The sequence below is a fragment of the Photobacterium nomapromontoriensis genome, assembly GCF_050336815.1.
Taxonomy (GTDB): Bacteria; Pseudomonadota; Gammaproteobacteria; order Enterobacterales; family Vibrionaceae; genus Photobacterium; species Photobacterium nomapromontoriensis.
Window position 1 is genome coordinate 1 of the sequence record NZ_JAKJSL010000066.1, and the last position, 22,799, is coordinate 22,799.

The window sequence follows — 22,799 nt, forward strand, 5'->3', positions numbered from 1 at the left end:
ACCTCGCACCTCGCACCTCGCACCTCGCACCTCGCACCTCGCACCTCGCACCTCGCACCTATATCGTCTCTGTCTTCCCTTCCTGCGCCTTGGCTTTACAGCGCCTGACCAGCGCATGCGTCATTCCGCGGAAAATAAATAAGTGTGCAGGCATCATGGCAAACCAATACATTAACCCCGTAAAGCCCGCAGGATGCCACCAAGCACGAATATCTATCTCTCGGTAATCGCCTTTATCTTCAATAGTAAATTCTAGTCGACCAATACCGGGGGCTTTCATGCCAAATAATAATGAGAGAAAATGATTAGGGATGAGGTTAATGACCTTCCATGAGTCGACTTTGTCACCAAGCTGTAACGTCTCAGGGTCTCGGCGGTAACGATTGAGAGCATCACCGCCAATAGCCGCATCCATCCATTCGCGTATGCGCCACAATCCGTTTGCGTAGAAATAGCCTTCTTGGCCGCCAACGAGTTGCACCTGACGCCATAGTTGTTCACAAGTCGCATCGGTTTTTAAGGTGTAGCCTGCTTGTTTAGGGTAATACCCATAACCGGGTTGCCAGCGGGCTAGTGCATCGCGATCAAACCCCCAGATTTCACTTCTCACCACCTCGGATTCATGATTGAGGCATTCTTTAACCGCATCGTCATAGCTCAGCAAGTTTTGAGGGATACGTGTTTGAATATCAGAGCCATTGGCCGGAAGATCAAAGCGTAACCCTCCGACCAGAGCTCTAGCAATATTAGTCGGTACGGAGGTAATAAAGCGTAGCCAAAGGGCGGCAAAGCTGGGGGTGAGAAAAGGCACGGGTAAGATACGCACTTTTTTACCGGCAAGTTTGCCTAGTTTACGTAGCTGTTCTTCGTAAGAGAGGTTATCCGGGCCCGCAATATCCATAGTCTGATGTGTTTGTGGGGGGAGAGGAAGCAACTTCAAAAGATAGTAGAGCAGGTTACGAAGGGCGATTGGCGAATTGCGGGCCGAGACCCAGGGAGGCGTTATCAATACCGGAAGGTGATAAACAAAATCTCGCATGACTTCAAAGGCGGCAGAGCCGGGGCCAACAATGATGCCCGCTCGCAGCTCGGTGATCGGCACCCCACTTTTACGGAGAATGTCACCAGTTTTTTTGCGGGCAGAGAGGTGATCTGAGTGTCCTTGTGTCGGTTGAAGGGCTCCGAGATAGATAACGTGTTTTACATCACTCTGTTTTAGAGCATCACTGAAGTGTTGTGCTGCATTGAGCTCAAGGTCGATAAAATCGTGGCCATGATTCATGCCGTGGACAAGAAAGAAAACGGTGTCAATCCCCATAAGTAGCTCAGAAAGGTTGTCTGGGGTGTTTAAATCAAGTTGGTGCAGCTGGACATTATTCATCCCATGCCAGCCCCGTTTTTCTAATAGTTTCAGATTACGTCCTGTAGCGCTAACGTTGTAACCTGAGCGAGCCAGTTCGGGTACTAAGTGCGAACCAATATAACCTGTGGCACCGACGACCATGACGGCTTTGCTCATACTTACTGCTCCTTGTTTTAGCAACTACTTATAATGTAGCGGATAATATTGTACAAGAGAGCGTCTTTTTCACTTAATTGATGATTGAGGCAGAAAGGTATTTATGGCGGTAATTTAATGATGTTGGGTATGACTTACTGTGAGTGTTGCGATTATTTGACGGCAAATAGTAAGCACTGTCTTTTAACTAGTGTTTTGTACTGACTGTATCGTTTTTATTTAACGTTGTGAGTGGCTTGTAGGGGCTTTGGCTAAATTGTAGTCGTCATGTAACAGCTTAAATAGTTTTTCGTCGTCGACGGGCCAAAATGCTTTATAGCCGTACCGCTTTACTGTAGATTCCACCACAAACTACTTACCAATCGCTGAGGATAATAATGTTACGACTGGTCGACCTTTGCAAAGGATATCTGGATGGTGGTGAATACCATTCTGTCCTGCAAGGCGCGGAATTAGACATGAAACAGGGGGCGCAACTTGCGTTGATGGGAGAGAGTGGCTCAGGTAAGAGTACATTACTTAATCTCATTGCGGGCCTTGATGTTGCTGATTCTGGTGAGGTATGGCTGGGTAATACACCAATCCATGCGATATCTGAGCATGAACGGACAGCATTTCGTCGTAACAATATTGGTCTCGTTTTTCAGCAGTTTAATTTATTACCGACGCTGACCACGGCGGATAATATCCGTTTTTGCCGGCAGCTAAAAGGGCTCCCGGAAAAACCAGAATTATGGCGTCAGATCATTGCGGCACTGGATCTTATGCCTTTGCTTGGGCGCTATCCGGAAGAAATGTCAGGGGGACAGCAACAACGCGCTGCCATCGCACGTGCCCTGTATATGGAGCCTAAGATCTTACTTGCGGATGAACCTACGGGTAGTCTTGATGAGCGCAATGCTGCAGCGGTTATTCGTTTACTGGTGGGTTTAACCAAGCAACTCAATTGCACTTTGTTGCTGGTCACACACAGTAAGCAAGTTGCTGAACATATGAATGGATGCATCCGCCTGCAAGGGGGGCAATTGCATGTCAAGCCCTGTCGCTAGAGCGCTTTGGGGGCATTACAAGCGTCACCCACTTCAAATTGTGCTGGTATGGTTTGGCCTGACTCTCGGGATCGCACTGCTTGTTGGTGTGATGGGAGTTAACCAGCAGGCCAGAGAAAGTTACCGTGATGGCGAACAGTTGTTTTCCAATCCCTTCCCTTATCGGATTCGTCATTATCAGCCTTCGCTGAAAGTGCCTCAGGGTTTTTATATTCAGTTGCGTCGCGCGGGATTTGAACAGTGTGTACCGCTCGACCAGCTGACGCTTGTGACTGATGATCACCGTGATATTGAGCTGGTTGGTGTTGATCCGATCGCTCTGTATTCAACGCTTAAGCCGCGTGTGGGGCATTCTTCTGCCAATCAGGAACAAATGTTGTCACTGATGCAACCTCCTTTTCCTATTCTGATTGGTGAGCAACTTGCTAATTATATGGGGCTGGAAAATGGCCAGCTGCTTAGGTTGGAAGATGGATCGGAAATTGGCCCGCTACAAGTGGTTGCCCAGGAAAAGATCCGCGGCTCAAGAATGCTTGCCGATATGTCTTTACTGCGTCAACTCCAACCCGGTTCCGGCTTAACGGCAATCCTTTGTAGTGATATGGACAAGGGGACGTTACGTCGGCTAGAAGCGCAGCTACCGATGGCGTTAAAGTTGGAAAAACAAGAAGCGGCGGGATTAGAGTCTCTCACCAATGCTTTCCACCTCAATTTGTTTGCAATGGGCATGCTGGCCTTTGTCGTGGGATTATTCATTTTCTACCAAGCCATGTCGTTATCATTCAGCCAGCGTCAACCATTGGTGGGCTTGATGCGTCAGGCTGGAGTGTCCTCATATCAGTTGGCTCGAGCCCTGATAGCCGAATTATTAGTCTGGATAGTGTTAGGTTTAGTTGGCGGAAACGTACTGGGGCTATTACTGGCTGAAAAGTTACTGCCATCGGTCGCTGAAACACTGAATGACTTGTATGGTGCCAATGTTAGCTTAGTGGTGGAATGGCACTGGGAGTGGGGGGCAGCATCCGTCTTAATTGCTCTCTTTGGCAGTTTATTGGCCTGTGGCTGGCCATTGGTACGCTTGATCAAAACACCACCTGCGCGCTTGGCGACTCACATGTCGTTAGTGCGTTTTAGTGGACGCGAGTTTGCGCTGCAGGCGTTATTTTCATGCATATTTATGGGTGCCGCATTGGCACTCTACCAGTTACCTCATGGGCAAGAGGGTGGATTTATTCTGATTGCCTGTATTCTTATTGCTTCTGCCTTAGCGATGCCGTTCATGTTATTGCAGCTGTTTAGGATCCTTGGCATTGTCGTTAAGTCAGCAAGGTTGCGTTGGTTTTTCTCTGATGCGGCTGCAAGTTTAAGTTATCGTGGCGTAGCTGCGATGGCGTTTATGCTGGCCCTGGCTTCAAATATTGGCATGGAGACCATGGTCGGTAGTTTTCGGAGTACAACGGAAACATGGCTTGATCAGCGTCTGGCGGCAGATATTTATGTACGTCCGTCCAATAACATGGCGCCACGCATGTCAAACTGGTTGGAAAACAGACCGGATATTGAGCAGGTATGGTGGCAATGGCATAAGACATTACCAACAGAGTCCGGTACGTTACAAGTTGTTAGTATTGGCGGCACCAGTGATGAGAAAGCAGCGATGGCGATCAAGGTAGCGATCCCTGATTACTGGCAACGCCTACATCACCATCGATCGATATTAGTGTGTGAATCCATGGCATTAAAGCAAGGTTGGCAGCCTGGCGATGTGGTCGATTTACCGCCTCCGATGAATAAACAATGGAAAGTAGCCGGGGTGTACTATGACTACGGCAATCCATACAGTCAGATTGTCTTGTCCCAAAAACGTTGGCAGGCAATATGGCCGAATAAGGGGCAAGTGAGTTTAGCTATCCATCTGGCACCGTCTGCCGACCCCATGGCCATGATGAAAGAACTCGGTGATACATTCCATTTATCACCAGAGCGGGTGAGGAATAATGCCGAATTAATGATTCAGGCAATGAAAGTGTTTGATCGGACCTTCATTGTGACTGCAACATTGGGTAAGTTGACCTTGTTTATTGCAGTTTGCGGGCTGTTTTTTGCCACAGTTGCAGGTGAGATGTCACGTCAGCGCCAGTTTGCACTGCTGCGCTGCATGGGAATGACGGGACGTGAGCTGGCACTGCTGGGTGGCGGTCAATTACTTATGATTGGTTTGCTCACGGCATTGATTGCTTTACCGCTGGGTTTGGTGCTCGCCCAGCTATTGATCGATGTCGTGTTGAAACATTCCTTTGGTTGGACAATGTCTGTGGAATATTTCCCGGTTGATTACATGATGTCGTTAGGTTCAGCGCTATTGGTATTGTTACTTGCCGGTGCATGGCCGGTCTGGCGATTAGTGAAACGCTCTGCCATTTTATCTCTTAGGGAGGCATTCTGATGTTGGGTTTTAGAGAATGCTGTCGTGGGGGGATGTGTACTATTATTTTACTGATCATGCAGCTAACAGGGTGTGATAATACACCAGAGTCAATTGATCGTTCCGTGGCCATTATGAGCAGTGAAGCCGATAGTGGTTTTGCTCCTGTTGTGCCTGATCGCCTGTTTCATTTTCCGGCGGATCACCTGCCACATCCCAAATTTCGTACTGAATGGTGGTACTTAACCGCTAATCTGAAATCGGAGAACGGTGAGATGTTTGGAGTGCAATGGACACTGTTTCGCAGCGCCTCTTCGATAGAGCAAGGTGACGGCTGGCAAAGCCCTCAGCGCTATATGGCGCATATTGTGGTGACCAGTAAAGACAAAATGTGGGCAGCAGAGCGTTTCGCGCGTGGTGGGATCGGTCAGGCGGGTGTTATTGGCAAGCCTTATCGTGCTTGGCTTGATAATTGGTCTTGGCGATCTTTTGGTGATTCCCCGTTTCCAGGTACACTGACTTTTGCTGATGACGGTATGCGAGCCAAACTGGCTATTCAAAATACAGGGAGTTTGATTTTGCAAGGAGAGGGTGGTTTTAGCCAAAAACATCCGACGCAAGATATCGCTTCTTACTATTACAGCGCTCCTTTTTTAGCACTCAGAGGTCAACTGGAGCTGGATGGGAAAACGTATCAGGTCTCTGGTGAAGGTTGGTATGACCGTGAGTGGAGTAGTGCTGGATTGTCTGAAAATCAGCTCGGCTGGGATTGGTTTTCGATTCGTCTTGATGATGGCAGGGCACTCATGCTGTATCAGATCCGTGAAAAAGATCAGCAACCGTATATATTGGGGTCATTAAGTCAATCAGATGGGACGAAAACAAATTTGACGGCAGCAGATATCCATTTATCACCGGTATCGTTCACCGCGCATGAGGGGAAGAATTATCCACTGGATTGGATCGTTGATATACCTTCTCAACAGATTAAACTAAGAGTCAATGTTGTACGTAAAGCCCAATGGTTACCGTTTGTATTTTCATATTGGGAAGGCCCGATCACGGTGTCCGGCAGTCATTCAGGACAAGGATTTATGGAGTTAACTGGTTATTGATAGCTCGGTAATTTCATAAAACAGAATAGGAAGTAAACGTGTTAAGTAATTTTCAAATTGACGAATCGTCCCTTAGCCAACGCTTGATGACTCACCGCCGAGAGTTTCATCGATACCCAGAAGCGGCATGGTGTGAGTTCTTTACCACCAGTCGGATTGCCAGTCACCTTGAACGGTTTGGCTATACCTTGAATTTTGGTCATGACATTATCAAGTGCGATAGCATTATGGGTCGCGATGAAGAATTGGTTGCAAAAGCACAAGCTCGCGCTCTTAGCTGGGGGGCGTCGGTCGAACATTTTGCTGAGATGGACGGTATTACAGGGGTCGGGGCGATATTAGACAGTGGCAAACCGGGGCCAGTGATCGCACTGCGGTTTGATATCGATGCTGTTGAAGTGATGGAAAGTCAGAATGATTCACATCGTCCTCGTTTCTTAGGCTTTGCGTCATTAGCCCCCGGAGTTGCCCACGCTTGTGGCCATGATGCCCATGCCGCGATTGGATTAGGTGTTGCCGAGGTGTTAGCGGCTAACCATCAGTTGCTCTCGGGCAAAATCAAATTGTTGTTTCAACCGGCAGAAGAGGGCTGCCGAGCAGGTAAAGCGATTGCAGAAAGCGGGTGGCTTGACGATGTTGATTACTTTTTTGCCGCCCATATCGGGATGAATGTTGCCAGTGGAACGTTAGTGTGTGATCCGCAATATTTTCTCTGTAGCTCTAAGTTTGATCTGCATTTTTCAGGCAAACCTGCTCACGCCGGTATTGAACCCAATGCAGGCCAGAATGCCTTGGCGGCTGCCTGTACTGCCGTGAATCAGATGTTGGCAATCCCACGCCACCGTGACGGTATGACCCGTGTGAATGTCGGGCAAATGCATGCGGGTGACGGCCGCAATGTTATTCCAGCTAATGCGGTTCTTATGGGAGAAACGCGGGGTGAAAATCGCGAGTTGAACAGCTATATGCTTCAGCAGGTTGAAACCATTTCTCAAGCTGCGGCGATGATGCATGGCGTTACGGTGAATATCTGCCCGCAAGGTGAAGCGATTGGTTTGGAAAATGATCTTGAACTGGTTAGTTTGCTGGAACGTATCGGTCCGACGAGTGGTTTCTCTGAAGTCGTAAGGCACAAAGATTTTGGTGCCAGTGAAGATGCCGGTTACTTGGTTGATCGGGTTCAGTCTAATGGCGGAAAAGCTATATATTGTCTAGTGGGGTCAGATTTGACTGCGGGTCATCACAATGGTGACTTTGATATTGATGAAAGCCGGATGTTGCCTGCCGTGAAGTTATTGCTCAGTGCTGTTAGCGCACTTCAAAACAGTGCGTCAGCGACTGAATAAACACCAGTCAGGTCGCTTTTACAAGTTAACCCCAGTCCATAATATGGCCTGGGGTTTTTTATTGCCGATAAGACAACAGCGGCATTAATCATTTTATTTGGTATAAATCTTCTAGCCTTAATTTACCTGTCAGGAAAAGCAACGCAGTCTGGGTGCGTACAACCACCGGGGGGGATGTGGATAAAGCGGATGAAGAAGCGAGCGGTAAGATCGCCAATGATATTATTTTTCAAAAACCGCAAACGTGGCTAGTGCCGTTTTGCTTGAGTGAAAAATTTAAGTTTGCTTGTCGCGTGGCAGTCAGCCTCACGTTAGCGTATTTAATTCCGATGGCGCTTGGCTGGAATCAGCCTTCAACCGCTGCGACTACTGTCATGCTTATCGCCTCCATTGGTAGTAGAAAGGAATCACTGACAAAGGGAACTCTGCGGGTATTGGGAACCATCGCGGGAGGGATCATTGGTTTGCTACTTGTGGGACTATTTGCACAAGATCGCCTGTTATACATGCTCAGCGTGTCGATCACCATTACCCTTATTTTCTATATTCGATCCGCTTACCTAAAAGACCCGACCTTGTTCATGCTTACTGGCGTGATGGTGCTGATGATGTATAACGGTGGGGATGCTGAAGGCGCATTTCTGTATGGTATTGACCGTACCTTCATGACTGTTTTTGGTGTGGTTATCTATACTTTGGTTGGATTGTTTCTATTTCCCCCTAAGGTTGAGAGGAACCTACAGCAATTGGCCGTTCAGTTGGCAGCGGCACAGGCAAAACTGTTTGAATATATTGGTTCAGAGGGCAATGCAGAGACTGAGAAAAGCAATGAGGAACCGCCAGTAAGTTTAGCCATGCTCAGTCAGCAGTTATTCGATGCCCAGCAGGCTTTTGAATTGCGTTATCAAGCATTAAGCTCGGAATGCAGTGAGTTTTCAGCGTACAAAAAAGAGTGGGATGGTGCAGTCGGACTATTTCATCAAATGACTGAGCTGTTGATATTTGCCGCGAAAGAACAGTCTCGCTCTGATAGTAGGCCAGAAAGTTATATTGTTGATTATCAAGCATTACGACAACAGACACTGACGATGTTTGAGCAGTTATCCGAAGCATGGCAACTCAATGCCGCACAGCCACCATTGACCGTTGAGCCCATTGAGTATGACGAAGTTCGACTCCAAATGGCGGGGCATTTTGAACGCGGTGAAGTGATAACCACTGCCTATTTGTTAGGACAAATACGAGAAAAACTGACCAAGTTACATAGCTGTATCAGTAGTATTGATTCAGTGACAGGCATTGTTGATTTCCCATTACCGTCATTACCGCAGCCGCCTTCGTTTAATTGGTGGGATGCAGAAAATGCGAAGACGGCGGTAAAAGTATTTGTGACGTATTGGGCCGTCGGGTGGTGCTGGATCACATTCAATCCGCCCGGGGGGTATAACCTTGTGGTATTTGGCACCTTGTTTGTTTCTATATTGTCTTATATGCCTATTCACCCTGCGCTGTTATTTGTCTTATTTACCTTGGGATTCGCATTTTCAGTGCCTGCATACGTTTTTTTACTACCACAGCTCACATTGGGCATTGAGCTCGGTATTTTTATTTTTGCCTATACCTTCATTGCGTTTTATCTGTTTCGGGGACCTATCACCATCTTCTTTTTATTGGGGATGTTCACTCTCGGCATTGATAACAACATGGTCTATCACTTTGGTATTGTGCTAACGGTGGTCACGCTATTTTATCTCACCGTTGTTGTCGTTGTATTGTCGTATTATTTTCCTTTTTCGGGACGACCTGAACGTTTGTTGCTGGTTTTTCGTGAGCGATTTTTCAGGCATGCCTGCGGAATTATTCAGCTGCAGCAGCAAGAAACATTGTCATGGTGGCAACGCAATGTGTTGGCTTGGCGTATTGCAGTCATGACGGTGACCTTAAAAAAGATAAAAATATGGAGTAGCAAGATTGATTACAAAGACTATCCAGAGGTCTCGCCAGACGTGTTAATGGCGTTTGTTGACCAGTGTGATAGGTACCATCACCATTTAATGATGTTGGTCAAGGCGAGGGCTGGGCTCGCTCTCAACCCATTGGTAGCCGAAGCAAGGGCGCGACATCAGGATCACGTGATCCCCACAATGGCGAGTCAGTTTGCTATTCCCCCGGTATCGCTATCCCATCAGTCAGGGGAAGCTCTGGTAGAGCTGCGGCAGGATTACCAAGAATTAGAATCTCAGCTTGATCGTTATTTTTCTGCCATTGAGTGGGCAAAATACTCAAAATCGAACATTGCTGGCTTCTATATTTTCCTAAACTTGAAAAAAAACATTTTCGACTCACTGGCTGCATGTAAGCGGGCTCATGATGATGTGCCTTGGACTGCGCTGGCGAAGACGACATTTTAGGGGTGGGGCGTGACGAGCAAACAGCGTATCTGTTTAGTCTTACTTTCTGTATTTATTACGCCAGGGTGTACGGTATTAGGGCCCAATTTTACTGGGGTTGCCCCCGTTACCTTACCGACAGCCTGGAGCGAACGCGATCAGCAGCAAAGCCGTAACCAAACTGCACGCTGGTGGCAGCAGTTTAATGATCCCACTCTGGATGCGTTAGTGTCACTGGCCAATCAGCAAAATTTAGATTTGGAAGCGGCTGGCCTGCGCATTCTTCAGGCCAGAGCCGCGACCGGTGTGGCTGAGTCTTTTCAATATCCACAGCGACAAAATGTGTCTGGTAATCTGGCTAAAATTTATCAAAACGGGAATACGTTTGATAATGCGGCAGTGAATTTTGATGCGGCCTGGGAGTTGGATGTCTGGGGGCGTTATGCCCGAGGGGTTGAATCGGCCGAAGCCTCTTTGTATGCCAGCATTGCCTCTTACCACGATATTTTAATCACTATCACTGCGGAAGTCGCTCGGAACTATATTAACTACCGGACATTTCAAGAGCGCGTCTTGCTTTCTGAGCGCAATATTGACATTCAACAACGGGTTGTCCGAATCACACAGGTGCAGTTTGAATCGGGAGATGTGACCGAGTTGGATGTACAGCAGGCTAAAACGCAGCTTTATAACACGCAGTCTGCCTTACCGAGTTTGAAGATAGGGATGTTGCAAGCCCGTAATGCGCTTGCAGTACTGCTGGGGACATTGCCAGAAGAGGCTCAGCATATGCTCAGTGAGCCGTGGGTTGACGCGAAAGTGAAGGCGTTTGATAACAAATACCAGCAAAGTCGCAATCGTCAATTGTCTGCCAGTTACGATAAATTCTCGTTGATCCCCGCAACACCGCCAATCCATACCCGAGTTGATGCCGGACTGGTGCTGAGAAGGCCGGATCTGCAGTTGGCTGAATTGCAGGCGCATGCCCAAAGTAGCCGGATCGGGATTGCGGAGGCTGATATGTATCCGCAATTCACACTGTTGGGTGCCATAGGGATAAACAGCAGTGTGATGGCAGGGAATGATTTTAGTTTTAGTGACTCATTGAATATATCGCTTGGGCCGGCTTTCTCTTGGAATATCTTCCAGTATGGCCGAGTCAAAAATAATATTCGGATTGAAGATGCCCGATTTCAGGAGAGTTTAACCAACTATAACAAGCAGGTATTACTGGCGGTACAGGAAGTCAGCTCTGCACTGGAATCTTATCAGCTTAATCAGCAGCAAAAACAACTGGCATTCTATTCGGTTGATGCATCGGTACGGGCCTACAATATTTCGCTTACCCAATATGAAAATGGCCAGATAAGTTTTCAACGTCTGCTCTCATCGGTCGAAAAAATGACGCGCAGTGAAGATGCTTATGCGGCAGTAAAGGGCAATGTGGCCAATCAAGTGGTGGCATTGTACAAATCGTTGGGCGGGGGCTGGGAAGCCGAAACGGGTCGTTCGTTTGTTGATGATGATACCCGGCAAGAAATGCAGACACGTACTGATTGGGGCGATCAGCTTGATGAACTGACATTGCCGCAATTGGTGCCAGAAGCCGTTAATCCCGCGGTGTCACCGTTTGGTGAGCCGATGGATCCGGCGAGTCACAATTATCCCGGGAGGCAATGATGGTGATGCCACACGAGTTGTCTTGGGGAGATATTTATTACTCACCGCTGCTGTTGGTGGTGGTGTTAGCTGTGATTGCAGCTTGGATTACTGTGATTATTCTCAATAAAAGCAGGTTATCACGATTGATTGCTTATCCATCAATGACTTTTTTGGCAATTATGGCGTGGTATGTGGTAGCGATTGATACGTTTTTCATCCGGTTTTAGGTAAAAAACATGCAGAAGATAAAGAAGCTATTTGTCGTTGCGCTCAATGTTGTGATCATTGGTGGGGCGATTTATTTTGCCTACCACAAATACCAAGAATATTTCGATAATCCATGGACTCGTGACGGCCAAGTGCGCGCCAATATCATCAAAATTGCCCCACGAGTTTCAGGACCCGTGGTTCACGTTGCTGTTGTCGACAATCAGTTTGTTCGACAAGGTGACCTGCTATTTCAGATTGACCCCATTACGTATCAGGTCGCCCTATCTCAGGCTGAAGCGTCACTTGAGCGGGCGAATATCAGTGCGCGGGGAAAGAAAATTGAATATGACCGTTTACTGGATATTCAGGCAAGAGACAGAGGTGCCGTGTCACTGAAGGATGTCACCCGGCGGAAAATTGCCTATGAAGAGTCCTTAGTGCAAATAAAAGTTGCTAAACAGCAAATCCAGAGTGCCAAACTGAATCTTGAGTTTACTCAGGTATTAGCATCGGTTGATGGCTATGTCTCTAACCTTGATATTCAGGCGGGGACACAGGCAGTTGTAAATCAACCCTTACTGGCCCTGGTTGATGCAAAGAGCTTCTGGGTGTTTGGCTATTTTAGGGAAAACCAGTTAGCGCAGATCCAGATTGGGGATGAGGCTCAGGTAACCTTGATGGCGTATCCAGAACAACCCATTCATGCCGTGGTGGACTCGATTGGCTGGGGGATCGCACCGAAAGATGGTTCTGTGGGCTACAATTTATTGCCCAATGTGAATCCTGTTTTTCAGTGGATCCGGTTAGCACAGCGTATTCCAGTTCGGATCACATTATTGAATTTACCTGAAGACATTCACCTCCGATTTGGCATGACGGCATCCATTATGGTGATGGAAGATAGCCAGGGACAGGTGTTTCCAGACTCAGAGTAAGAGGGCGAAATGAAGAAGAAAATCACCACCGAAAATAATTTCTATTATTTGACCTTTGCACTCATTTTATTACTAGTGAGTTCATCGCTGGAGCAGGTGTTTGACGTCGGATTTCTGGATATTGTTTTTCAACTGTTTACCATTATGACCTTCATCATATGCCTGGTGAGCTTACGGTTTGATACCGGGTGGTATCGTTTTTTGATGTTGCTCGCCATCGCTTGGGCGGTACTGGCTGTGGTTAAGGGGGCATTGAATGTCGCCAGAATGGATACAGTGATGCTGATACTGATGTTTGTATTTTTCTTTGGCACGTTTAAATCCATTGTCCGGCAAATATTATTCACAGGATCGGTAGACAATAACAAAGTCGTCGGCTCTCTGGCCTTGTTTCTGCTGCTGGGTCTGATGTGGGCTATTGTTTATATGCTTATTCTTGAATTTACCCCAGAGGCTTTTACTGGCTTGGAAAAAGGCACGAGGGGAGAGACGTTTTCTGCTGCAGCATATTTTAGCTTTGTGACGTTAACGACACTTGGTTACGGTGATATTAGTCCTGTAACACCGTTTTCTCAGGTCATTGTGTATTTGGAGGCTATCGCAGGCGTATTTTATATGGCAATTGTTGTCGCGAGTCTGGTAGGTGCAAGCCAAACAAATCAGGAAAATAATGATGAATGACATCGACGAAAAACATCGCAGTAATATATTTATCAGTAACATGGTGGAATCGGCAATCCGTATAGGACTGTTATTTGTTCTGATTGTCTGGACATACGATATTATTAAGCCATTTATTATTCCCGTTTTGTGGGGGGCTATTATCGCGGTTGCCCTGATGCCCATGACATTAAAGCTGGAAAGACTGTTAAATGGGAAGCGAGGGCTTGCCGCAACGTTATTGGCGCTGCTCGGGATTGCGCTATTGATAGTGCCGTTAGTGATAGTGATGGGGTCGGTATACGATGGCATCATGACTGTGACAGAGCTCCTGCAAAAGGAGGCGGTAACACTGCCAGGGCCGACTCAGAAGGTTGCTGATATCCCATTGATTGGCGATAAGCTGTATGACGTTTGGTCGTTATTTGCTAATAATTTAGGTCAGGCAATGACGCGATTTATGACTGAAATTAAAGCCGGAGTCAGTGCTTTTGCTGGGATGTTAGGAAGCGGTTTAGCCACGGTTGTGATGTTTATTATTTCACTGCTTATCGCGGCAGGATTTATGGCGCATTCAGAAAGTATGGCTGGCGCGGTAAAGCGTATTTCAATCAGAGTTGTTGGACAACATGGAGAGGCGTGGGCCACTTTAATTGCTGCCACTATTCGTAGCGTATTGTTAGGGGTTGTCGGCGTGGCTTTCATTCAAGCCATTCTGGTTGGTGCTGCGATGTTTGTTTTTAAGATCCCTGCAGCAGGCCTTATAACATTGGCAGTATTCTTTTTAGCCATCGCTCAGCTTCCGGCATTGCTGGTGGTGCTGCCCGTGATCATCTATGTATTTTCGTATATGGAGACCACACCTGCTACCATTTTTACCATATGGGTCATATTGGCGGGTTTATCTGATAATGTCTTAAAGCCGATGCTAATGGGACGTGGGGTTGAAATTCCGATGCCAGTTATTCTTATTGGCGCGATTGGTGGAATGATTGTCGCAGGCATTATTGGCTTATTTGTCGGGGCCGTGATATTGGCAATTTGGTATGAATTGTTCACCACATGGTTGAAAACGCCCGAACAAATCGCTACGTCTGAACAAGTAGGGCGGGATAAGGGGGAGACCGATAGAAAAGAATGAACGCGGTTCGTTAGCCATTGGTATGTTAGCGACTAGCTGGTAAAACAAACGTCTGTGTGGCAGCGCCAGTTTCAGCGAAAAATAGCAAGGATGCTAGGATGAAGACAGAGATAACGTGTAAGAGCCAGATTCTGACCCAGAGTCATTGTTGGTTATCTGAGGGGCAAGAACAGCAATTGTTGCCGTTGATTGCTCGCTGTTTTAAGGGCGTCTCGCCTGATATTTATTATGAAAAATACTTCCTACAGCCAGATGCCTTTGAACGTAAATTGAAGCTAATTTATTGCGACAATGAGTTAGTAGGCTATTGCCTGTTAACGTTCAAGCGGCTGGTCTTGAATGGTCAGTCGACCATTATTGTGGGGGCTTCAGCGGGTTTTTTGCCTGAGCAGCGTCATGGAAACCAAACCGTGATGTTTTCAATTGTTGAAGCCGCAAAATGCTATCTCAAGCACCCTAAAACAGCGATTTACTATGCTGATACCATGATAAGTCCGGCAATGTATCGGGTGATGGCAAAGCTGGTTGCAGAAATCTACCCTAACCCCGAACGACGGATATCCCCTGAATCAGCACCCATCCTGCAATATTTACAGCAAACAGCAATGGTTCGCGAAGATCATTGGCATCCACACTTGTGCTTTGTTAACCGCTACGTTAACTACACCAGTGACGATATTGAACGCCTGACCAATAGTGAAAAATTAGATATCCAGTATTATTTGTCAATTAATCCTAAATTTACAGAAGGTTATGGTATCGTTACAGTTATTCCTGTGAATATAAAGAATATTTTTGGCACGATGATGAATTACTTAAGACAGCGATAACTTAGGTAGCGCCTGTGCCATGGACGAGGGTGTCGATGCAGCCGTTTTTTAAGAATATCTATCAGTATATCAACCCGCCGAAAGATCCCGATTTGTCCGCTGCTAATCAGCAATGGGAAGCACAGTTACCGACATTGTGGCTACTGGGTAAAACCGGTGCGGGTAAGTCCTCCCTGATTGAGGCGGTGACTGGTAATTGTCAGGTTGAGATCGGCAACGGTTTTCAGCCTTGTACCCAGTCATCCTTGTCTTATGATTTTCCCGCTGATAATCCTATTTTGCGCTTTCTTGATACCCGTGGGCTGTCTGAGGCCAGTTATGATCCCGCAGATGATATCACTGAGTGCCAGCAGCAGAGTCATGCCTTGATTGTGGTCATGAAAGCGGAAGAACCTGAGCAGCGCGATGTTATTACCGCCCTAGAAAAAATTCGCAAAGATGGTCGGATAGATAATCTGCTGTTAGTGCATACCGGCTGTTTGTCGATTCATAATCGCGACCAGCGGCGGCAGGCCATCAGCTATAACCATGATCAGGTAGTACAAGTTTGGGGGGCTCCGGTACAGGCCGTGGAGGTCGACTTCATTGAGCGTGAACCGAAAGCGCAAGAAAGCACGGATAACTCGATTGATAGTGAAGAAATAGCTTACGGGCTGCCAGCACTGCAATCCCAATTAGCAGAACTGCTTCCCGTATTGTATTTACTGCAAGGTGAACAGCTTCATCACAGTGCTGAACAGAAGAATTTTACAAAGTTACAGCGAGAAATACTTTGGTATGCCGGAACTGCTGGTGGATCAGATGCCCTGCCTGGAGTGGGCTTAGTGTCAGTGCCGGCTATTCAAGGCAAGATGCTTCACAGTCTGGGACGTCATTATGGGGTGACGTGGACCCGGCAACGGTCAGCTGAATTTGCTGGTTTGCTTGGTAGCAGCTTTGCTTTGAAATACGCCATGACATTCGGGGTACGGCAGCTAACCAAATTTATTCCGGTATATGGTCAGACCGTCGGCAGTGCATTGGCCGTCGCGGTCAGCTTTGGAATGACCTATGCCATTGGTCGTGCTGCATGCAAATACCTTTATCATATTAGTAAAGACGAAGCCGTGGTGGGTGACGATATTAAAGCAGTATTTGAGCAAGCGTTGAAACAGGTGAAGGAGAGTCAGAAGCGCGATGAAAAGAACGAAAAATAGTGTGGGTTTATTATCGCGGTATTCGGCGAGTGTGATCCCCTTATTATTGATCGCCCTGGTGTTACCCGTTCTGACGTTAACCGTATTGGGCTTGATCAGTGTCTATCAAAATGGCTATTGGCTGGAGCTGTCATTACTGGTTGTCGCTAGCTCATTGCTGGTGATGGGGGGCTTTTTCTGGTTAAGGCGATCAACCACCGGCCCACAGATAACCGACGATGCCCTGAAAGGTGAGTATTCAGTCGCACCGTCAGGGGAATGGGGGGCGTTCGATCGGGCTATTTGGGATGAATTGGATCAACAAATTGCTGAACTGCTGGCACAAGATGCCAGCTGGGTCGGGTTGCGAGAGCACAGCCTTACGTTGGCTATGCAGGTCGCCAATCGCTACTATCCGGAACGTAAAGGACATGAACTGGCCTTCACCGCGCCTGAATTTTTACTGATGTTAGAGCAGGTCAGTCATCGCTATCGGCACTTTTTATTGAATCACGTCCCTTTTGCGGAACACCTTAAGCTATCGATGCTGCAGCGTGGCTATCAGTATAAGGATAAGCTGGGTACGGCGAAGAAAGCCTATGATATTTACCGTATCTTTCGCGCATTGACGCCAGCCGGACTGATTGCGGAAGCGCGAGGGCAGTTAATCGGTCACTTATTTGATGAAGTGAGTGACGAAGTACAACGCAAACTGAAGACCGTGTTGTTGCAGGAAGTGATATCTGTCGCGATTGACCTCTATCGCGGTCACTTTACAGTGACCGATGGCGAGCTGGAAGAAAGCGCAGGCAGTAAGCGAGACTCTCAGCAGATTGCTACCGAGCTAGAACCGCTTAGAGTGGCCGTGCTGGGGCAGGTGAGCGCGGGTAAATCCTCATTCATTAACGCGTTTATTGGCAGTATGGTTGCAGAGGTCAGCGCGATACCCTCGACGGATAATATTATCATCCATCGCTGTGATGTTGAGGGCATTGATATTATCCACTTGGTGGATTTGCCGGGTATTGATGGCAGTAAGCAGATAGATCAGTTGCTGCTCGAGCAAGTGACTCAGAGTGATGTGGTATTTTGGGTCGTGAAGGCTAATCAACCGGCACGGCAATTAGATGTCGCGTTAAGACAGCAGGTGGATGACTTCTACCAGCAAGCTGTGAACCGAAGCCGGAAAAAACCACGAATTATTATGCTGCTCAATCAGATCGACAGGCTTCAGCCGATTAGCGAGTGGTATCCTCCTTATGATCTTACTCATCCGAAAGGGCAAAAGGGAGAAACCATCAAAGCGGCACTGGAATACAATGTTACGCAGCTAGAACCTGATGATGCGATTGTATTCGCCATGCCCGATCAACAACCCGTTTATAATCTGCCCGCAGTGGGTGAGAGCTTATTGGCCGCGTTTGAAGATGGGGTCAATACCCAGCTAAATCGTCGTCGAATAGAGCATTCAAGTGTCGCATTATCGCAGCAGGCCAAACGGCTGTATCGGTTGGGGAAAGTCGCTGCCAGCAAATGGTTGGAGTAATCAATATGAGAAAAGTAGTGACGGTCACGTTAAATCCAGCACTGGATTTGACCGGCAGTTTAGACAGTTTGTCAGTCGGTACTGTAAACCTGATCAAAGAAGGTAGCCTTCATCCGGCAGGAAAAGGTGTTAACGTCGCAAAAGTACTGGCTGAACTGGGCGCTGATGTGACGGTGACAGGCTTGCTTGGTGCTGACAATCAAGCCCCATTTTGCCAGCTCTTCGATCAATTAGGTGTAACAGATGCGTTTGTTCGGGTTTCGGGTGCCAGTCGTATTAACGTAAAGTTGGTAGAAGGTAACGGTCGGGTCAGCGATATCAATTTCCCAGGCGGCGAAGTTAGTGAAGATGATTTATCTGCATTTGAGCGTACCTTGTTCACCTTGGCAGAAACCCATGATGTGTTTGTGATCGCTGGCAGTTTACCTCTCGGCATTTCCCCTCAGCAGTGTGCGGACTGGATCAGCATACTGCACAGCAAAGGGAAGCATGTATTTTTCGATAGTAGCAAAGCGGCGTTGGCTGCAGGGCTAGGGGCATCACCGTGGTTAGTTAAGCCTAATGATGAAGAATTATCTGATTGGGCCGGTCATGAACTGAGTAGCGAGCAAGCGCTCAGAGAGGCGGCTGAACAATTGGCAACAAAAGACATTGCTAATGTCGTGGTGTCGTTGGGCGCGAAAGGGGTGATGTGGCTCAATAGTGAAGGCTGGCTGCGTTCTCAACCGCCGAAGGTGGATATTGTCAGCACGGTAGGGGCTGGTGATACCTTGGTTGCGGGACTGTGCTGGGGGCAACTTAATCATTGGAATAAACAAGAGACGTTAAGTTTTGCAACTGCACTTTCGGCACTGGCAGTAAGCCAGGTTGGGGTTGGAGTGAAAGACATTAGCCAAGTACTTAACATCAAAGATGATGTTCAACTTGTAGATATGGGACCTAACAGACTATCACTATCATGAGATAGCGAATAAAAAAAAGCCCCGGCATGATTCATGCCGGGGCTTATTGCCACCGCTACCTACGGATTTTGTTATGATGGTCATTGCCCAGTGATGGGCAGCTAGAGTCATTTCCCCTAAATTTGTACAAGGTACAAAGCACATGCTCTACTTTTGACAATCATTATTATATGTAGGAACTCCTTGCGTTAAATAATCAAAGCGCATTGGTTATCATTATAATATTCCCAATATTTAAACAGTATTGCTTATTATTGTTATTAATACTCAGTATCATTGTCGCTACTTATTATAATTATTTCTTGTTATTATTTTTCCTCTGCTGCTAACAGAAGGTTTTCCCCATCAACAATTAATAGATACGATTTACCTATATCTAAATCACAGATGTTAGTTTGATTAGCACCGAGAAAAAGTTCGCCGCTGCAATTTTCAACTGTCATATGCGATGAAAACTTCCCTTTTTTTACTTCTTGAGTTGAAACTGCACTTGATACAATCTGTACCCAGACATCATCAACAGCAAATACTCGAATGCGGTACTTATCCTCAAGGGGAGCAGGCTTTACTATGTCGGTGGAGAGCGACATCGTCAGTTCATCCTGCCATGCGATAGCCCAGACTTTTTGCTTGTTATTCAATATAATATCAGTTGCTTTGTTATTGATTGTCTGGCTGTTAGTGTCTTGAATACCAATATCAATTGTCATCGGTGAATTTGATGTCCATTGAATAGAGTGATATTTTTTCTCTAAACTTAGATTGGTCGCAACTTTATTTCCTTCATCAAACAGTGCATTCTTATCACCGTTTTCTCTGATGTAATAATCTACTGATTGAGTGGATATATTCACTAAATCAATACCGACTTTTCTTACGCTGATATCATCCATTGAATTAATGACAGGGTCAGTATTACTGCTTGAACCGCCCCCGCAGGCAAATAGAAATATACTTGTTAGCAATGTAAGCGTTGGCCTAATCATATTAGGAACCTCGTTATAATATTTTTCTGAAGCTCACAGTAAGCATATTGTAAGATGCAAAATATTTTGATGAATAATAGGGATAAAAATAAGAAATTAATAAGTGACTGAAATGGTGTTAATTTTTTGCTCTCAGTTATGAGAAATTAACTGAGACAATAGAAAAAATTTGAGAAATACGACATGGCTATTCAAAAAAATAATCGAGACCAGTGGCAGAATGGTGATGGGTAGTAAGCTGATTAGCAAATTGATTCCTAAATTGATAAAAGGGCTAGCAGTTAAAAGGTATAAATATAATTTCACATGAAAAACAAGTGGTTGCGATTTATTAAAGTTGGCCTGTATCTTGCGAACCGTTTCCAAGTATTACCGTTGAGAAAATTGTACCCAAGCGAGATAATCAGGTGGTTCAAATGGCAGAAGAGCATGATCTTTCTTCATATCGCGATACACGTATTCTTGTGGCTGAGGATAGCCCTGTCAATCAACAGCTGATCTTGGCTTTTTTGGGGGCGATAGGCTTAAACAACATCCAAGTAGTTGAAAATGGTCGTCAGGCCGTGGATTACATGCGAAGCCATGATCTGGATATTATATTAATGGATTGTAAGATGCCGGTGATGGGCGGTTTAGAAGCCACGGAAACAATACGGAAGATGCTAAATGGCCGAGTAGTTCAGATCATTGCGCTAACCGCGAATGTGATGGAAGAAGAAAAGCAGCACTGCTTTGATGCAGGTATGAATGACTACCTATCAAAGCCCATTACAAAGCAGAGCCTGTTTCAAACCATGTTAACCGCGATCATGGCGAAGTCTGCCGTGATGTAATGATTACGGCTAGTTGTAGATCAATGTGATGGGTTGCGACATTCTTAGTAAAAGTGAAAGGCCTTTTGATAGGCCTTTCATGGGGGCAGTAATGGCTAGATGACTATGATAGCTTAAGCAATAACCCTTCTTTTCCTGCCATTGTCATGGTGAGTAGTCCGTTCTTTGCTGCCCATTCATCGCCAGTTAGCCGATCAACCAACACTGCATCATCTATACCCAGTTTCCATAAGGGTAAGGTCAGTGTTTTGGCTTTATCACTGTTATTGATCAGGCATACGATGGTTTCATCACCGTAGGTTCGGGCGAAAGCCAGTTGTTTATGCTCAGCATAGAGCCACTGTAAGCTGCCTTGCTGAAGAGACAATGACTGTTTACGTAGGCCAATTAACAGCTGGACATAGTCAAAGGTTGAATTAGCACACTTGGTGCTTTCCCAAGGGAAACAGCGGCGGTTATCGGGATCATGTCCTCCCTCAAGCGCCACTTCTGTCCCGTAATAGATACACGGTGTGCCGATATAAGCAAACAGCATGAGCAAGGCCAGTTTCATGGTGTCCTTATCACCGCCAAGAGTTGTCAGGAATCGCATGGTGTCGTGGCTGTCTAACTGGTTAAGTTGTGAGAGCTGATTTAGCCATGGGATCTTACAACGAGCCTCATTGAGCCAGTTAACAAATTCTACCGCATCAATTTGGCAGTTATGATAGGCAATGTCTTTTTGAGCAAAGAAAGCGCGTACCGGATGGGCAAAACCGTAGTAGTTCATTGCACCGTCTTCTTGCTCTCCTTGCAGCCAGTTACTGGCCTCAAAGAAATGCTCACCCAGTACATAGCAGTCTGGATTGACGGATTTTGCCGCGTGACGGAATGCTTTGACATAGTGGGCGTTGTTATAGGCGCCAGCGCCTTCGCCAAGCATGTGAATAACATCAAATCGCCATGCATCAATAGAGTATGGCGGGCGTAGCCACATTTTAATGACGGCATCATCCCCAGCGTAGATGTAATCTTGTACCGCAGGATTAGAGAAGTTGAGTTTCGGCAGCGTGGCAATACCATTCCAGCCGACGTAATCATTGCTATTCGCGCTAAATTGATAGTAATCACGGTAGACAGAATCCGGATTGCCATAGGCGCCGGGTTCATGAGTCTGCTTGCCGTACTTATCAAACCAAGGGTGGTTGACCGAAGTATGATTATAAACGGCGTCGAGCATGATTTTCATGTCACGGCGGTGGAGATCGTCGACCATTTCTGCAAACTGAGTATTGGTTCCGAGGTGCGGATCAATCTTACGGTAATCGGTGGTGTCATATTTATGGTTGCTTGGCGCTTCAAAAATCGGGTTTAGATAAAGCGCGGTGACGCCAAGATTTTGCAGGTAGTCAAACTTGTCTTGGATCCCTTTTAGATCACCACCGAAGAATTCGTTCGGACCATTGGCTCCATGTTCAGAGACATCATGCCCCCACGGCAGTGCGATGGTAGGGCGCTCATCGCCGCTCAGACAATACTCACCGTTACTGACGCTAATAGTTGTATCGCCATTGTTAAATCGGTCAGGAAAAATTTGGTAGAACACCTGTTGTTTCACCCAGGCGGGTGGCTGAGATTCACGATTGAATTTAAAGTGTACTTCTTTACCGGGAATGCGGGGGCTGATGCCCGTGCCATGCAGCCACCACTGACGGCTATTTTGCATGATTTTAAAGCAGTAATGGGTTGTCGCTCGGTCTTGGTTTAGCGGTAGTGCTCCGTGCCAGTACTGCAGACGGCCACGAATCGCTCCGCGCTCCATGTCGATGAGTTTTTCTTCGTTATCCGGTTCGCAACGAATAAAGACTGCAGAAATCAGGGTGTCGGCTTCGCTCACTACGGTGAGGTGGAGATGAGATTCTTTGACGCTGACCCAAGCGGGATCTTGTCCATGATAAAAGTAAGGCGCATTCGTCATTGTTCTTATAGCCCTCAACATAGGAATAGAGATAGATATCAATAACTCTACCGCGTTT

18 protein-coding genes are annotated in these 22,799 nt (G+C 46.7%); 15 read left to right on the forward strand and 3 right to left on the reverse strand.

Going from position 1 to position 22,799, the window contains the following annotated elements:
- Positions 1–58: 58 nt before the first annotated feature.
- Complete coding sequence (locus L4D12_RS23890) at positions 59–1,519, reverse strand: DUF2867 domain-containing protein (RefSeq protein WP_428450334.1); 1,461 nt, start codon at positions 1,517–1,519, stop codon at positions 59–61.
- Positions 1,520–1,896: 377 nt separating this feature from the next.
- Between L4D12_RS23890 and L4D12_RS23895 the strand changes: the two genes are divergently transcribed.
- The 14 genes from L4D12_RS23895 (at position 1,897) to pfkB (ending at position 18,965) form a co-directional block, all read left to right on the forward strand.
- Positions 1,897–2,568: an ABC transporter ATP-binding protein gene (locus L4D12_RS23895; RefSeq protein ID WP_428450335.1), complete on the forward strand. Its 672-nt coding sequence runs from the start codon at positions 1,897–1,899 to the stop codon at positions 2,566–2,568.
- Entirely contained in the window at positions 2,549–5,014 is a 2,466-nt protein-coding gene (locus tag L4D12_RS23900) for an ABC transporter permease (protein WP_428450336.1), read from the forward strand. The genes L4D12_RS23895 and L4D12_RS23900 overlap by 20 nt, the downstream gene beginning before the upstream one ends.
- Entirely contained in the window at positions 5,014–6,108 is a 1,095-nt protein-coding gene (locus tag L4D12_RS23905) for a lipocalin-like domain-containing protein (protein ID WP_428450337.1), read from the forward strand. The genes L4D12_RS23900 and L4D12_RS23905 overlap by 1 nt, the downstream gene beginning before the upstream one ends.
- Positions 6,109–6,146: 38 nt before the next feature.
- On the forward strand, positions 6,147–7,454 hold the full coding sequence (locus tag L4D12_RS23910) for an amidohydrolase (protein ID WP_428450338.1): 1,308 nt from the start codon (positions 6,147–6,149) through the stop codon (positions 7,452–7,454).
- A 263-nt stretch (positions 7,455–7,717) separates the two neighbouring features.
- Positions 7,718–9,865, forward strand: a complete 2,148-nt coding sequence (locus L4D12_RS23915) for an FUSC family protein (RefSeq protein ID WP_428450354.1) — start codon at positions 7,718–7,720, stop codon at positions 9,863–9,865.
- A 9-nt stretch (positions 9,866–9,874) separates the two neighbouring features.
- Positions 9,875–11,524: a TolC family protein gene (locus L4D12_RS23920; RefSeq protein ID WP_428450339.1), complete on the forward strand. Its 1,650-nt coding sequence runs from the start codon at positions 9,875–9,877 to the stop codon at positions 11,522–11,524.
- A 5-nt stretch (positions 11,525–11,529) separates the two neighbouring features.
- Positions 11,530–11,733 (forward strand): DUF1656 domain-containing protein, encoded by a 204-nt coding sequence (locus L4D12_RS23925; RefSeq protein ID WP_428450355.1) that lies wholly within the window; start codon positions 11,530–11,532, stop codon positions 11,731–11,733.
- A gap of 18 nt (positions 11,734–11,751) precedes the next feature.
- A complete protein-coding gene (locus tag L4D12_RS23930; RefSeq protein WP_428450356.1) occupies positions 11,752–12,651 on the forward strand; it encodes an efflux RND transporter periplasmic adaptor subunit in 900 nt (299 codons plus the stop codon).
- A gap of 9 nt (positions 12,652–12,660) precedes the next feature.
- Complete coding sequence (locus tag L4D12_RS23935; RefSeq protein WP_428450340.1) at positions 12,661–13,332, forward strand: potassium channel family protein; 672 nt, start codon at positions 12,661–12,663, stop codon at positions 13,330–13,332.
- The gene (locus L4D12_RS23940) at positions 13,325–14,452 is read left to right on the forward strand and encodes an AI-2E family transporter (RefSeq protein WP_428450357.1); all 1,128 of its coding nucleotides are present in this window, start codon (positions 13,325–13,327) and stop codon (positions 14,450–14,452) included. Before L4D12_RS23935 ends, L4D12_RS23940 begins: the two co-directional genes overlap by 8 nt.
- Positions 14,453–14,550: 98 nt before the next feature.
- The gene (locus tag L4D12_RS23945) at positions 14,551–15,282 is read left to right on the forward strand and encodes a hypothetical protein (RefSeq protein WP_428450341.1); all 732 of its coding nucleotides are present in this window, start codon (positions 14,551–14,553) and stop codon (positions 15,280–15,282) included.
- 35 nt (positions 15,283–15,317) lie between these two features.
- Positions 15,318–16,478: a YcjF family protein gene (locus tag L4D12_RS23950; protein ID WP_428450342.1), complete on the forward strand. Its 1,161-nt coding sequence runs from the start codon at positions 15,318–15,320 to the stop codon at positions 16,476–16,478.
- Positions 16,459–18,003 (forward strand): GTPase family protein, encoded by a 1,545-nt coding sequence (locus L4D12_RS23955; protein ID WP_428450343.1) that lies wholly within the window; start codon positions 16,459–16,461, stop codon positions 18,001–18,003. The genes L4D12_RS23950 and L4D12_RS23955 overlap by 20 nt, the downstream gene beginning before the upstream one ends.
- A 5-nt stretch (positions 18,004–18,008) precedes the next feature.
- A complete protein-coding gene (gene pfkB, locus L4D12_RS23960; RefSeq protein WP_428450344.1) occupies positions 18,009–18,965 on the forward strand; it encodes a 1-phosphofructokinase in 957 nt (318 codons plus the stop codon).
- 308 nt (positions 18,966–19,273) lie between these two features.
- Here the strand turns inward: pfkB and L4D12_RS23965 are convergent, their stop codons facing one another.
- The gene (locus L4D12_RS23965; RefSeq protein ID WP_428450345.1) at positions 19,274–19,951 is read right to left on the reverse strand and encodes a hypothetical protein; all 678 of its coding nucleotides are present in this window, start codon (positions 19,949–19,951) and stop codon (positions 19,274–19,276) included.
- Between the two features lie 416 nt (positions 19,952–20,367).
- Here L4D12_RS23965 and L4D12_RS23970 point away from each other — a divergent pair, with 416 nt between their 5' ends.
- A complete protein-coding gene (locus tag L4D12_RS23970; RefSeq protein ID WP_428450346.1) occupies positions 20,368–20,784 on the forward strand; it encodes a response regulator in 417 nt (138 codons plus the stop codon).
- Positions 20,785–20,887: 103 nt separating this feature from the next.
- Here L4D12_RS23970 and malZ read toward each other — a convergent pair whose 3' ends face one another.
- The gene (gene malZ, locus L4D12_RS23975) at positions 20,888–22,741 is read right to left on the reverse strand and encodes a maltodextrin glucosidase (protein ID WP_428450347.1); all 1,854 of its coding nucleotides are present in this window, start codon (positions 22,739–22,741) and stop codon (positions 20,888–20,890) included.
- Between the last annotated feature and the right edge of the window lie 58 nt (positions 22,742–22,799).

What these genes read in the sequence shown, in the direction of transcription:
- L4D12_RS23890 (WP_428450334.1), bottom strand. Translation starts at nt 1,519, where the DNA reads ATGAGCAAAGCCGTCATGGTCGTCGGTGCCACAGGTTATATTGGTTCG.
- L4D12_RS23895 (WP_428450335.1), top strand. Translation starts at nt 1,897, where the DNA reads ATGTTACGACTGGTCGACCTTTGCAAAGGATATCTGGATGGTGGTGAA.
- L4D12_RS23900 (WP_428450336.1), top strand. Translation starts at nt 2,549, where the DNA reads ATGTCAAGCCCTGTCGCTAGAGCGCTTTGGGGGCATTACAAGCGTCAC.
- L4D12_RS23905 (WP_428450337.1), top strand. Translation starts at nt 5,014, where the DNA reads ATGTTGGGTTTTAGAGAATGCTGTCGTGGGGGGATGTGTACTATTATT.
- L4D12_RS23925 (WP_428450355.1), top strand. Translation starts at nt 11,530, where the DNA reads ATGCCACACGAGTTGTCTTGGGGAGATATTTATTACTCACCGCTGCTG.
- L4D12_RS23935 (WP_428450340.1), top strand. Translation starts at nt 12,661, where the DNA reads ATGAAGAAGAAAATCACCACCGAAAATAATTTCTATTATTTGACCTTT.
- L4D12_RS23940 (WP_428450357.1), top strand. Translation starts at nt 13,325, where the DNA reads ATGAATGACATCGACGAAAAACATCGCAGTAATATATTTATCAGTAAC.
- L4D12_RS23945 (WP_428450341.1), top strand. Translation starts at nt 14,551, where the DNA reads ATGAAGACAGAGATAACGTGTAAGAGCCAGATTCTGACCCAGAGTCAT.
- L4D12_RS23950 (WP_428450342.1), top strand. Translation starts at nt 15,318, where the DNA reads ATGCAGCCGTTTTTTAAGAATATCTATCAGTATATCAACCCGCCGAAA.
- L4D12_RS23955 (WP_428450343.1), top strand. Translation starts at nt 16,459, where the DNA reads ATGAAAAGAACGAAAAATAGTGTGGGTTTATTATCGCGGTATTCGGCG.
- pfkB (WP_428450344.1), top strand. Translation starts at nt 18,009, where the DNA reads ATGAGAAAAGTAGTGACGGTCACGTTAAATCCAGCACTGGATTTGACC.
- L4D12_RS23965 (WP_428450345.1), bottom strand. Translation starts at nt 19,951, where the DNA reads ATGATTAGGCCAACGCTTACATTGCTAACAAGTATATTTCTATTTGCC.
- L4D12_RS23970 (WP_428450346.1), top strand. Translation starts at nt 20,368, where the DNA reads ATGGCAGAAGAGCATGATCTTTCTTCATATCGCGATACACGTATTCTT.
- malZ (WP_428450347.1), bottom strand. Translation starts at nt 22,741, where the DNA reads ATGACGAATGCGCCTTACTTTTATCATGGACAAGATCCCGCTTGGGTC.